Annotated in this window: 8 protein-coding genes and 10 tRNA genes; 6 read left to right on the top strand and 12 right to left on the bottom strand. The window is 46.4% G+C overall.

The genetic code is table 11. The annotated features are described in order from the left end of the window. The first annotated feature begins 46 nt into the window (after positions 1–46). From V144x_RS11295 to V144x_RS11275, 5 genes are all read left to right on the top strand, one after another. On the top strand, positions 47–1,576 hold the full coding sequence (locus V144x_RS11295; protein ID WP_144985259.1) for a sulfatase family protein: 1,530 nt from the start codon (positions 47–49) through the stop codon (positions 1,574–1,576). A gap of 35 nt (positions 1,577–1,611) precedes the next feature. Then, positions 1,612–3,111: a S41 family peptidase gene (locus tag V144x_RS11290; RefSeq protein ID WP_197998872.1), complete on the top strand. Its 1,500-nt coding sequence runs from the start codon at positions 1,612–1,614 to the stop codon at positions 3,109–3,111. Position 3,112: 1 nt separating this feature from the next. Beyond that, positions 3,113–4,864: a cytochrome c peroxidase gene (locus V144x_RS11285; protein ID WP_144985257.1), complete on the top strand. Its 1,752-nt coding sequence runs from the start codon at positions 3,113–3,115 to the stop codon at positions 4,862–4,864. A gap of 275 nt (positions 4,865–5,139) precedes the next feature. Then, the gene (locus V144x_RS11280) at positions 5,140–5,862 is read left to right on the top strand and encodes a peroxiredoxin family protein (protein ID WP_197998871.1); all 723 of its coding nucleotides are present in this window, start codon (positions 5,140–5,142) and stop codon (positions 5,860–5,862) included. Next, a complete protein-coding gene (locus tag V144x_RS11275; RefSeq protein WP_144985255.1) occupies positions 5,862–7,700 on the top strand; it encodes a serine/threonine protein kinase in 1,839 nt (612 codons plus the stop codon). Before V144x_RS11280 ends, V144x_RS11275 begins: the two co-directional genes overlap by 1 nt. Positions 7,701–7,781: 81 nt before the next feature. Here V144x_RS11275 and V144x_RS11270 read toward each other — a convergent pair whose 3' ends face one another. From V144x_RS11270 to V144x_RS11220, 12 genes are all read right to left on the bottom strand, one after another. Next, on the bottom strand, positions 7,782–8,516 hold the full coding sequence (locus V144x_RS11270; protein WP_144985254.1) for a hypothetical protein: 735 nt from the start codon (positions 8,514–8,516) through the stop codon (positions 7,782–7,784). Next, positions 8,504–8,857: a helix-turn-helix transcriptional regulator gene (locus V144x_RS11265; RefSeq protein WP_144985253.1), complete on the bottom strand. Its 354-nt coding sequence runs from the start codon at positions 8,855–8,857 to the stop codon at positions 8,504–8,506. Before V144x_RS11265 ends, V144x_RS11270 begins: the two co-directional genes overlap by 13 nt. Before the next feature lie 212 nt (positions 8,858–9,069). Beyond that, positions 9,070–9,140 (bottom strand) — tRNA-Gln (locus V144x_RS11260). Beyond that, positions 9,141–9,211: transfer RNA gene (locus tag V144x_RS11255), tRNA-Gly, on the bottom strand. A gap of 11 nt (positions 9,212–9,222) precedes the next feature. Continuing rightward, a tRNA-Ser gene (locus V144x_RS28360) sits at positions 9,223–9,305 on the bottom strand. Positions 9,306–9,316: 11 nt separating this feature from the next. Continuing rightward, positions 9,317–9,391 (bottom strand) — tRNA-Asn (locus V144x_RS11250). 32 nt (positions 9,392–9,423) lie between these two features. Further along, positions 9,424–9,496: transfer RNA gene (locus V144x_RS11245), tRNA-Lys, on the bottom strand. 14 nt (positions 9,497–9,510) lie between these two features. After that, a tRNA-Val gene (locus tag V144x_RS11240) sits at positions 9,511–9,583 on the bottom strand. A gap of 95 nt (positions 9,584–9,678) precedes the next feature. Continuing rightward, positions 9,679–9,750 (bottom strand) — tRNA-Ile (locus V144x_RS11235). Positions 9,751–9,758: 8 nt separating this feature from the next. Further along, positions 9,759–9,830, bottom strand: a tRNA-Lys gene (locus V144x_RS11230). 209 nt (positions 9,831–10,039) lie between these two features. After that, a tRNA-Glu gene (locus V144x_RS11225) sits at positions 10,040–10,111 on the bottom strand. Between the two features lie 28 nt (positions 10,112–10,139). After that, positions 10,140–10,211: transfer RNA gene (locus tag V144x_RS11220), tRNA-Phe, on the bottom strand. A 464-nt stretch (positions 10,212–10,675) separates the two neighbouring features. Between V144x_RS11220 and V144x_RS11215 the strand changes: the two genes are divergently transcribed. Next, the gene (locus tag V144x_RS11215) at positions 10,676–13,171 is read left to right on the top strand and encodes a neutral/alkaline non-lysosomal ceramidase N-terminal domain-containing protein (protein WP_144985252.1); all 2,496 of its coding nucleotides are present in this window, start codon (positions 10,676–10,678) and stop codon (positions 13,169–13,171) included. Position 13,172 lies beyond the last annotated feature (1 nt).

Raw genomic sequence — 13,172 nt, 5'->3', positions numbered from 1 at the left:
CCAATAAATTTGAGCAAAATGTAGTTTCAATCTGGAAAAGACCACAATGTATCGTCGCAATAAAAATGAGAAACTCATTAAGTTTTTCTTGAGATTTACGTTTTGTTTATTCTATAGTTCACCTGTTGTTTCGATTGCGGCAACGCCACCAAATATTCTACTGATTGTTTCTGAAGACAACGGGCCTGAGTTGGGGTGTTATGGAGATCCTTATGCCCAAACACCACATCTGGATCGATTGGCTTCAGAAGGTGTTCGCTTTGAGAACGCGTTTGTACCTTACTCGGTCTGCTCCCCCTCACGTGCCTGTTTTCTGACCGGACTGTATCCTCATCAGAATGGTCAGATCGGTTTAGCAACCCATAAGTTTGCAACTTACAATTCGGACATACCAAACTTTGTGACTCTACTTAAATCAAACGGTTATCATACTGGATTGATTGGGAAACTACATGTGAATCCTGAATCGGCATTTCCCTTCGATACGCACACAATACGCGGGGCGAATTTTAATCGCAAACAGACTGTCACAGATTACGCTAAAGAGGCGGCTGCATTTTTCGTAGCATCCAAAGGCAAACCATGGTTTCTTTCTGTAAACTTCCCTGATGCTCACTTACCATTCATTCGAAAGATTAACGGACGCCCAACGAAACCTGTTTCAGAGAAGGATGTGAAACCCATGCCCTGGGTGGGTGTGAATACACCGAGACTGCGCAAACAGGTGGCGAATTATTATAACTGTCTCGCACGGCTTGACGAGGGCGTAGGCTTGTTGCTTTTCGAATTGGATAAATCCGGGCAGTCAGCTAACACCATTGTCTTTTATTTCGGTGATCATGGCGCCCAATTCCCCCGCGGCAAAGGAACCGTTTACGAGGGTGGTCTGCGTGTCCCTCTTATTATTCGCTGGCCCGGAGTGGCAAAAGCGGGGCAAGTTCGAAAGGAACTCATTTCCACCATCGATATACTGCCGACAGCACTGAAAGCCGCAAGTATCAAAGCGCCCACAAATCTACCTGGCTGGGATTTAAAACCTTTGCTTATCAACTCCAAACCGTCTCAGTGGCGTCAATACCTCTTCGGTTTCACGACCGGTTCTTTTCCTCGAAACTCTTTCATCCAGCATTCTCTGCGAGATGCGCGCTATAAATTAATCTCAAGTCCGAGACCTGGTACAGAAAACCTCGATGCGGGTAGCTATCTTGACGAAACACACCCACATTTTGTTATTTCGGGTGCGACAGCCAAAGACCAGTCGACAGCAAATGAATCTGTGAAGCAGGCATTTGCGCTCTGGTCGCGACCGCCGCGTTATGAATTGTACGATCTGCAGAAAGATCCGTACGAGTGGAATAACCTGGCCGATGATCCCGCACATGCTGAGATTAAATCGCGACTCATCAAAGCTCTCATTGATCTACAGGAACGCACTCGAGATCCTTTTCTCGATCAGAAAAACGTCGATGCGTTTGTCAAAGAACAACTGGCTAACCGCGATATGAAATACCGTAAGCAGAAAAATTTTCGCTGGTCGTATCTCGAAACCTTTCCGCAATGGCGCGCATTGGAATAATTTCACGTAGGCTTGCCACAAAAGGAGCACAAATAATGACTCAAAAACAGTGCTGTGTACTCATTTTAGCTGTAGGCTTCATTTCAAACGGCGTATTTGCTTTTACCGAAAATCCAGAAAACACATCTCGTAATCCCAAGTCATTAGAGGAACGCATTCTGACGATCACTGATGTTGTTTTACAACAACACATTGATCCGCCGACGCGGCAAGAGATGATCCTAGCCGGGGTCAAAGCAATTTACTACGCTGACAACCGTCAAGTCCCTAAAGGATTAAGTCAACGTATTTCTAATTTGACAACATCAGACCAATTCATAGCGTTCTTAAAGGACGTTAGTGCCGAGTTCGGTAAAGAACAGAATCTGGAAGCGATTCTCACAAAAGGGGTGTTGAGTTCTCTGCCCTGTGGAGCGCATTTAATTGGTGCAAAAAACAACAGGGTACAAGAACAACTTGCCGCCAATCGTTACGTGGGCGTCGGTATCGCGATCAGTCTGAATCAACATGAAGGTTACCCAGCAATCCCCTCTGTAATCTATAATGGTCCAGCATGGAAAGCAGGTATTAAGCCTGGTACCTTAATCCTTAAAGTAAATGATAAATCCATGAAATCGAAAGCTCTGACACACGTGATTCAACATCTGCGAGGCGAAGCGGGCTCCGAAGTAACAATTTCTATTCGACAGCCTGGTTCCCAGGTTTCGCACAAAGTAACAATGACACGCGGTCGCGTGTTTATTCCCACGGTCGAAGGTTCTCGAAAGATCTCTGAAGGAGAGTGGCAATATACTCTCGATACAGCCAGGGATATCGCTCTCTTCCGCTTCAGGCGTATCGGCCCCAGCACATTACATGAGTTACGTCAGATTGAAAATAAGCTCCGTAAAGAAAACATCAAAGGAATCATTCTGGATCTCAGATCAGGTAGTGGCATCCTGCATGATACGATCATCGTCGCTGATAGTTTTTTAGACGGCGGGGTTATCGGACATATTCAGTCTTTGGACTCAACCCAAAAACACGAAGCGCGTCCAGGGGCTCTTTTCCAAAGCATACCACTGGTCGTGCTGGTCAATAAATACACAAGTTCTAGTCATGTATTCCTGACTGCTGCTTTACAAGATAATAAACGGGCAATTGTGGTTGGTGAACCAACTTCTGGCCAGACTTATGTCAGGTCGACCGTCTCCCTTCCGAACCGAAATGATAAAATTGTCATGGCGACTGCCTTGATGCAACGTGGTGATGGAACGACACTCCTCACTCCTCGTTTTCGCTCATTGCCTTCAGTGAGTCACACCTTCGAGAAGACATCAAAGCTAAAGATGAAATCTGGTTTCATACTACCCGACCATCCTCTTCCCCCTAGCATTGTTAATTCAAACATAGTGAGAAGGGGTGGAAATAGTAAGAGACTTACTACATTACCACCATTATTTGAAAAGGCGATTGAAGCTCTAAAAAATGACCATACTCAAGTTCCCTCTGCTACTACAAAGCGAAGAGTGAACAAGGCTACTTCTGGATCATAAAATGTATCACCTCCGATTCATGATCTTACTCCTGCTAATGACAACCACAGGATGGCATTCCGACGCTGCAGAATTGGAGCGTCGGCTCAGACGACCTGTGTCATTAACAGCTTCAGACAATCATAAATGGTTGTATGTCGCAAATCAAAATAGTGGCAGCATTACAATAATTGATGCAGCAGCCTTGTCGGTAGCCAAAGAAATTGATGTTGGAGGACGACTCACAGATCTGGCCATACTTGACGACACTCATCTCTTGACATTAGATGAAAAGAATCACCAACTGGTGCTACTGGCAGGTCAAGGGACTCATTGGAAAGTTGTTTCAAGACTGGACATCGCCCAGTATCCCATCCAACTACAGGTAGACCGTACGATAAAACGTTGCTTCATCGCATCGTTATGGTCACGAACTGTGACAACGGTCGACCTGTCAAGAATCGATCACAAACCACTCTCTCAGAAAAATATCACAGCTAAGCTTCAGATCTCTTTCGAACCCCACAAAATGTGCCTGGTTAAAGAGAGAAAGAAGTTGATTGTTGCGGGCACTTTTCAAAATAAATTGGCTATAGTTGATACGAATAACTTGAAATTGACCGTCACAAAGAAAATCCCTGGTCACAATATACGAGGATTGGCGATCAGCAATGATGGAAAACGAGTACTGATAGCACAACAGGAACTGAACTCACTCGCGCGATCCACGCGCGATGATGTGCACTGGGGCAATATGCTCTCTAATCTACTGGTTTCATTGTCTCTTGATGATCTCTGTCATTCACAAGCCGACGTGTTGAAACAACGTGAAGTAATTCACCTGGGTGAGCCAGGCAGAGCAGCTGGAGATCCGGGACCAATTTACATCACGCCGAAAGGGAAATTAATTGTCGTACTTTCCGGTGTGAATGAAATTGCGATCAGTAACGACACAAATCGTTTTGACTTCGAGCGGGTAGCCGTTGGACGACATCCCGTTGCTGCCATTTCATCGTCTGATGGGCACCTGCTCGTCGCTAATCATTTTTCGGATTCCATTTCCATCATTGACAGGAATAACATAAAGCAAATCGAGCGAGTCTCTTTGGGGCCTCAGCGAGAATTGAGTCCTGCCGAACGAGGAGAAATGCTGTTTTTCGACAGCCAACTTTCACATGATGGCTGGATGAGTTGTCACAGCTGCCACACAGATGGCCACTCGAATGGCCAATTGAATGACAACTTAAGCGACGGTTCTTTTGGCGCACCGAAGCGTGTACTGTCCCTGCTCGGAGTAGGAGAAACAGGACCTTGGGCATGGGATGGAAAGGTACAGACTCTTTCACAACAAGTGAAAAATTCGATTCAGAAAACCATGCAGGGGACAGCTCCCTCTGAAAAGCAAGTGGCTGATCTCGTCGCCTACTTGAATACACTGACACTTCCCCTTGTGCTCACTGAATTGAGAACCGCCCCAAATGAAACCATTATCAATCGCGGTCGCCAATTGTTTCAGACGTTGGATTGCAAGCGCTGCCACGTGCCACCATTATACACTTCAACTGCGTCATACGATGTAGGCTTGAAGGACTCGGTTGGGAATACGCGATTCAATCCTCCTTCATTACGTAACGTCGGTCGGCAAACGTCGTTCTTTCATGATGGGAGGGCTCTGACACTAAAAGATGTTTTTACGAAATACAAGCATCAAACGAATCGCACCTTGACCGAGGTTGAACTTAACGCGCTCCTGAAATATCTGACGTCACTTTAATCATTGATAGAAACTATTTTGGAGATATTGAATATTTTATATTATAGAGAAAGATTCCGTTCTAATCCCTTGAATTGTGTATGTGTGCCGAGATTTCAGATCCAAATTGGCTACGAATTCATTTTCAGTGAGAAACAATCAGAAAACAAGCCGTTTCAGGCATGAGATTGACTTACGATATCATTCTGTTATTATCAATTGCAGATGATTTAAAACCATAAAGAATGGGGAGTTAAGGAGTGCTGGCTCTGTTCGGCACACAAGGAAAAATGCTCATGTCGACATTCTGTTGTGTTAGGAAGATTGTGTTAGCCAGTATCTGCCTTCAGTTGGTTGGATGCAGCGATACTCCTGCCCCTGTCAACAGTCCCAAACCGGCTAGTAACCAGACTGCATCCTATGGATATGGTGGTTACGGAGGCTACGGCGATGTGAACGACATCGAATTTAAAGATGCTGTTGAGTCTAATGCTTCTGTCGAACAAAGTTTTGCCGGACTTGAGTTCATCGATACTGATGGTAAGCCGGTCCAACTTAGTAAATTTCTTGGTAATAAAAATCTAGTCCTGGTTTTTACGCGCGGTTTTGGAGGCACGATCTGCCCCTACTGTTCCACACAAACTTCGCGTCTTATTTCCAATTATGAGAGCTTTGCCGATCGAAATACTGAAGTTGTCGTTGTCTATCCATTGAGTAGTGATACCGACATCCCGCGTTGGGATGAGTTTCTCGCTGTTACACGTAAGAAACTCTCATCACCAGAGACGCCTGTACCGTTTCCGGTCTTATTCGACATTGAACTAAAAGCGGTCAACCAACTGGGGATTCAGCGCCAGCTATCAAAGCCGGCAACTTACATCCTAGATCCACAGGGACAAATCCGTTTCGCCTATGTTGGTTCTACTTTAGCTGACCGTCCTTCTATCAAAGCGATGCTTGAGCAGCTCGACAAACTCAATTCTAATAAACCAGCTACTGAAGACAAACCGAGCAAATAATGTCATCTGAAGAGCCACCGCAAGATGATCGGGAATTCTTTTCCATTGCTGCCAAGCTGAACTTCATATCGACAGAGATGGCCCAGGATCTAACTGAAGAATTTGCCGCTGGAAATTCTCATCCCACACAAATGATCCTGCAAAAAGGATTGCTCGATAATGTAGAAATCGATATCGTTCAAACACTGCTCCACTCGACGGAAATTATACCAGACTATAAAATTCTCGGTGTGCTGGGAAAAGGAGGCATGGGTGTTGTTTACCGTGCCAAGCAACTTAGTTTAGACCGGATCGTAGCACTAAAGACGGTACTCGTCAGTCAGATGGGTAATCCGAACATGGCCAGCCGCTTCGAGAGAGAAGCAGTCACCGTCGCCCGGCTCAAGCATCCGAATATCATCGCAGCTTATGATTTTGGCCAGCATGATAACAGATTATTTCTGGCAATGGAGTTTGTTGATGGTAAAGATGTCGAAAAGCTGATAATGCAGCGAGAGTACCTGGACGAAGCAACGACCCTCGGGATCATTCGCCAAGTCGCTTCTGGGTTGTCACATGCGAAACAACACGGCATCGTTCATCGAGATATCAAGCCAGCAAACTTGTTACTGATCGAACCACCGGAATGGTTTCCACTGCCCCCAGGCGTCCCCATGATTAAGATTGCTGACTTCGGACTGGCATTTCTCACACAAGATCAGAACATACAGACTCGATTAACGGCCGCGAATGCGTCTGTCGGTAGTCCGCACTATATGTCTCCAGAGCAAATCAACGGCCAAGAAATTGATCATCGCTCCGATATCTACGCTTTAGGAGCAACGATGTATCATATGCTGACAGGCCGTCCTCCCTTTGATGGAAATACGATACCACAAATTATTGCACAGAAATTAAACGGGGAAGCGACATTATTAAGCGCAGGACCACATGTCATCTCAGAGCAGACAACTCAACTTGTCAAAGACATGCTCGCATTAAAACCAGAAGCGCGTTTAGACGATTACAATTGTCTGATAGATCGAATTGATGCCGCACTACAGGAACGCCCCACACTCCAGGCAGGAATTGGGTCGAGTACCGATACTGTCACAACCATCTTAGAGCGGCCACACCTGCAATCTCAGGCGATGACCACTGAAGTCGACCAGCCAGTAACATCGAACCGCAAGCGTCGATACATCATGACGGCAACGCTCTCGATTGTTGTTTTGCTTCTCCTCGTTCTGCTGTTTTTCTATCCGAAGCAACCCAAAACTCCCTTACGCAGCATGGTTCCCAGCGGTTGGAGCGAGCCCTTATTCAATGGTCAGACACTGGGGGCCTTACCTTCCAGTGGAAGCTGGACTGTTGATAAGGATGATGAAGGGGCCATCGTGATTGCCGGCACTAACGGAATGATCCGCCGACCATTACTCCGTAGTAACTTACCTCTTGAAAACTATAAATTACTGCTGTTTGTACGTCTCAATAAAGCGTCAGCAGTCCAACTCCATTTCGGCATTGAACAGGATCAGAAAGGTAATGGCCCCTACTCCGTTCTCCGAATTACTCCAGAACAGGTAATTCTGACCGAACATCGTAGCCCCTCTTCCGAATCATCAACTCCCCACAGTATCCAAAATACCGCAGATCAATATCATGTTATCGAGCTGGAATACCAGCACGGACACTGGTGGGTCTTTTTTGACGATCAGCTGATCGGTACTGTGAATACGCAACAGAAACCAATCCTACCAGAAGTCCGTCTCTCAGTCGAAGGTGGTCCTGCCTGGTTCTCAGATTTACAAATCGAAGAACTCGTACCCGCTGATCGGGAAGTGATTTCTGAAAACTGATATGATTCATAATTCAACTGATGCGAAACAACAGTGATCGTCAAACTGAATCATGCAACAAGAAAACAGAGCCCCCGAGGTTCACTCATCTACGATGAGTTGATTCCATTCATCAGCTCGCTTAGTACTCTCAACATCTTGATGAATCAGTTTTGCGAACCCTGGGAGTGCTGAGATTGCCATTATGCAAAGTGGCATCAGAAGCGAGATCACAAAGACTCCAGGCGAGAGTTCTGGAGTAACAAAATATTTTAAAAGAGCAATTGCAGCAGTCAATCCAATACAGCCACCTATAGCAAAGAGAATTGTTCGCCACATTGATTTGCGCTGACCGTAGGCTCCATGCATCGCTCCGAAAATACCAATCGCCATTGCCAGTTCCACGAAACCAAAAATACTCAATATCAGCCAGAGTGCGGAAGCACTTTCAATGGATTTGCGCCCAGTCGCGATGAGCACACCGCACCATGGAATTCCAACCGCGAGCCAGAATAGCATTCCTGTTAACCAAGCTCGCCGGATAATCGCCCAAGTTGACAATGGCCATAATCGAACAGGTGCGAACATTGGCAAGTACGAAAACAGCATAAAATACCAGGGTAATGATTCCTTAAGATGGCGAGAGATGATCTCTGCGGGACCAAACCTCTCCAGAGCGACCTTCATTGCCAATTCTGATTTGTCATGCTCCTGAAGTTCTTCTTCATAGATCTCTGTGAGGTGGTTCAGCAACTCTTCGCGAATCAAACCTTTTTGCTTCAGAGGAATGCGAAGAGGTCGGACAACTTTCTCGACATGAATCATCAGTTCTTCCATACCGGAACTCCAAGAATATTGCTCATGACAGTAACAAATTCAGTCCACTCTTGCTGACCTTGGGTTAGCTTCCGTTTCCCCTTAGCCGTTAAATTATAGAGTCGTCGTCTGGCGCCACGTCGTCCTGAACTTTCCCCCTCCCACTGTGCTTTCACATAGCCAGCCTGCTCAAGTCGATAAAGAGCCGGGTAAAGGGAACCTTCTTTGAGCTTTAAAGCGCCTGAACCAGCGGCTTCCAATCGCTTAACGATTTCCAGACCATGAGCTTCGCCTTGTTTAAGGGAGGAAAGCACCATCATTTCCAGATGCCCACGTAGTTTGTCACCGGTAATATTTAGCATGTCTTTAATTATAGACAGTCTATATATAAGAACAATACTAGATTTGCAAAAAATTTAAAATGGCAATAAAACCGCCATCTCAACCTATTAGATATACTTCTACTGGTGTGTGATTACGGGTAACGAACGTGTGCTGTTAAGGTTACGAAGTCTCGTTCCAACTCTTTACTAGCACCGTTGCTTTGTCTTGGATTCCGACTCTTTTCAAATTTTTTGGGGAGAAGGAATCGAACCTTCACCTCCTGCTTCAAAGGCAGGTAGCCTCCCATTAGCCGACCCCCAAAGTGCTCTGCGGGAGTCGAACCCGCCTGGCCAGATTGGAAATCTGGAACCTAACCGCTCGGCCAAGAGCACAAATTTTGTAGCGGAAGTCGTGGGACTCGAACCCACAACGGGGTGAACCGCACCTGTTTTCGAGACAGGCCCCTCATCCAGCCGGATGACTTCCGAATTGTTAAGCTGCGGCGACAGGAATCGAACCTGCGTCAGGTCGGTTAACAGCCGACCGCCCGTACCAACACGAGCACCACCGCATTCTATTGAATTTCTTTTCGATTGTTTCGAAGTGGGACTGGAGGGACTTGAACCCTCACCTACCTGGGTAAGAACCAAGAATGCTGCCGCTAACACCTCAATCCCATTGATAGATTTAGTTGATGCGGTGGGATTCGAACCCACGACTTGCGTCTTGTAAGAACGCCGCTCTAACCACTGAGCTACGCATCAATGTTGAATGAGGTCGGAAGGGTTTGAATCTTCATCCACTTGAATAAGAATTAGGGATTCCGCCATCAAAACCTCAATCCCATTGTTAGGTTCAATTGATGCGGCAGGAATCGATCCCACGACCTGCGACTTATAAGGACGCTGCTCTACCACTGAGCTACGCATCAATGTTGAATGAGGTCGGAAGGATTTGAACCCTCACCCGCCTGAGTAAAAATCAGTGATGCTACCATTACACCACGACCTCGAGTATCGGTCGGGGGTATCTGTTTCCAGCGTTCTTGTTCGCTCATAGTATTCCCTTTTGAATTGTTCTTGAAAAATTTGTTTTATGGACGATCTTGGTCAATCGTTACGAATAAACCTGTGAATGGTAGACCTGAGAATCGAACTCAGCGCCGCCGCTTTATCAGAACGACTTGGGCGACCAACCCTCGACTACCAACAAAAAAATAGTGACCCGTATGGGAATCGAACCCACCTCTCCGCCTTGAAAGAGCGGTATCCTACGCGATAGACGAACGGGCCATATTGTTTGCGCAATTTGAGCGCAAAGTGGATCAAACGGTGCTCGAACCCGTGTCTCCTGGGCTTCAACCAGGCGCTTTACCATCTAAGCTATCGATCCATAATGACAAGGGGAATAAAAAAAGGTCCGGCGTCGTTTATGACACCGGACCTTGTTGCAAGGCTCTCTTAATGAGAAGTGTCATAGGCGCAGAATTTGTCCGGACAACTCATTGGCAAACTGATTGCCAAATTGTTGCTCTTCTTGATTCCTACTGACAAAACTCATTTTTGATAAAGGGCACATTAAGAAAACCACTTTCACATAGAATGTTAATTGTGCTTGTGATTACTGAGATGCGCAGTAAAGCAAAAAAGTTCGCACAATTCTTAAATATTCAGAATTTAATCTCGATAGAGAAACGACCTACAGAAAGTGAATTTGAGATATTCGAATAAAAGAACCTATCGACTGGAGTGAAGTTGGATTCCTGAAGTTGTTCTCTCTCTTGTTTCTAACCATAATAGAGATACGACACTATCTAAAGCGTTTCCCGCCTGCCAGTAAATAAGGTCACAAGACAAATGCAGCTTACTTCTCGTGTTTTCATTTTGGTCGGTTTACTTCAATGGGCTTCTTCCACTGCCTTCGGTGCAGATCTGCTACACTTGGAACATCCACAAGCCTCACAGGTCATTCAACGAACGGGCGTTGCTCCGGGAATTGGATTTGCTGATGTTAAGATCTCTGGTAGGTTTCCAGATGGAATAGACAGTGTCACGTGGGAATATCGTGTTGTGCCGCTCGCTGACAAATCAGCAAAGAGCACTGCCTGGACAATCTTTAAACCGAATAGGAAAGGTAAAAAGTTTGAGGGGACAGCGAGAATCAAAGCTGGTGGCTGGTATCGCCTGGAAGTTCGCTGCCGCAAGAAAGACAATATTTTAAATGTTGGTGCGGTCGAACCAATGGGAGTTGGTGAAGTCTTTCTCATAGCTGGCCAATCGTATGCGACCAACTGCAACGATGAACGGCTAAAGGTCACAGACCCACAACAGCGCGTGGTTGCTTTCAATGGGGCGAAGCAAACATGGACCGTCGCCAATGATCCTCAGCCTGCCCCCGATGGAAGCAACGGTGGTTCCATCTGGCCCCCCCTGGGAGATGCACTAGCAGCTGAACTACAAGTACCAGTAGGTTTCGCGAATGTCGGCGTGGCTTCGACTTCATCGAAGCAATGGATGCCTGATGGAAATCTGCATCCTCGATTGGTCTCGGCAGGTAAGGCTCTGGGAGGATTTCGAGCTATCTTATGGCAACAGGGAGAATCAGACGTCCTGGGAAAGACTTCGACCGCGCAATATGTCAAGAACCTGCAGTCGATACGCAACACTGCAGTAAAGGTGTGGGGATTTGAACCACCGTGGTTACTGGCAAAATCGACGATTCATCCAACAGTTTACAATGATTCTGCTGGAGAAAAACAAATTCGTGACGCCATTGATAGGTTGATTAAACAACCCGGCTTTTTCTCGGGACCAGATACGGACACCCTCAATGGAGAAAACCGCGGTGATGCCAAATCACGTCGTCATTTTTCCGGAATTGGTCAGCGCAATGCAGCCAAAATGTGGTTAGCCGCGATTCGACGTGAAGCGATCCCCGATAAGGATGCACATAGTGGCTTGCGAGTCGGTGTTGCGGAAGTCGACATCACGCCCCCCAGAGGTTTCCCAATGGCAGGTTACTACCATGAACGACTGGCAGAAGGAACCATTGATCCTCTCAAAACTAAAGCCATCGTATTTCGTGATGATGATACATCAGCCGCACTCGTCGTCTGCGATTTAGTTGGCATCGCCACAGATTTCTCAAAAGAAGTTCGTCAGATTGCTTCCGCGAAAACGGGGATTCCAGTGAAAAATATTGTGATTGCAGCAACGCACTCACACACTGCCCCTGACTACATGAAAGAACTCTATTTGTATCTTGGTAAAGAGAAGCAGAAGGATCTGCGGTTGAAGTATGTTGAAAAACTGATTAACGGCCCGGTAAGTGCAATCATACAAGCCAATCAAAGCGCGAAACCTTCAATACTGCAAGCTGGTTCTGCACAGCAGAAGACTAAAGTTGCATTTAACCGACGATTTGTAATGCGCGATGGCAGTGTGCGCACCTGGCAATCTTTCAGTAATCCTGATGTCGTCCGCGCCGCTGGTCCCATTGATGACGAAATTGGTTTGCTCTCAATACGGAATCCGGAGGACGGAACGCATCGATGTGTACTCAGCAACTTTGCGCTACATCTCGACACAGTTGGTGGGACGAAGTGGAGTGCTGACTATCCTTATTTCATCGAACGCATGTTGCGTGATGAATTTGGTTCCGAACTGATTTCGATTTTTGGAACCGGATGTTGTGGCGATATCAATCATGCCAATCCTGCAACTCCCGTTAGAAATAAGGCGGACTTTATCGGGCATTCTCTTGGCCAATCAATCAGCAAGCAGCTCTCACATTTGAAACTGGTTGAAAACACTAATCTGACAGTTCATTCGAAGGTTGTAAAATTACCGTTACAGGATGCGACACGTGAAGAAGTCGATCGTTCTATAAAACTTCTCAAAATTGCCAATCAAGGTGGAAAGGTGGACTTTTTTGACCATGTCACCGCTTACAAAAAATTAATCCTCGATCAACTTCGTCATCATCAACCACTTGCCAAAACAACCGATCATATCACGTGGGGGCTGAGTCGTTCGTTATCCGGCATCGGGGAGACGTTACCAGTTGACGTAACCGTGATGACGGTTGGGAATGACGTCGCGATCGTCTGCCTTCCCGGTGAGGTCTTCGTCGAATTGGGTCTGGCAATCAAGCAGGCTTCGCAGTTCCCGACAACAATCATTGTCGAATTATCGAACGCTGTTGAGACAATCTATATCCCACACCGGGCGGCTTATGCAGGTGGCAGCTATGAAGTAACCAACTCGGCAGTTCAACCCGGCAGTGGTGAAATGCTGGTTGAAACCGCTCTGACACTCCTGCGACAAGCGGCAACAGAAAACAAGGCGCATTGAG

Origin of the sequence: Gimesia aquarii (genome assembly GCF_007748195.1) — a bacterium.
GTDB lineage: Bacteria > Planctomycetota > Planctomycetia > Planctomycetales > Planctomycetaceae > Gimesia > Gimesia aquarii.
The sequence above is the reverse complement of the archived record's forward strand: the minus strand, read 5'-3'. Positions and strand labels throughout refer to the sequence as shown.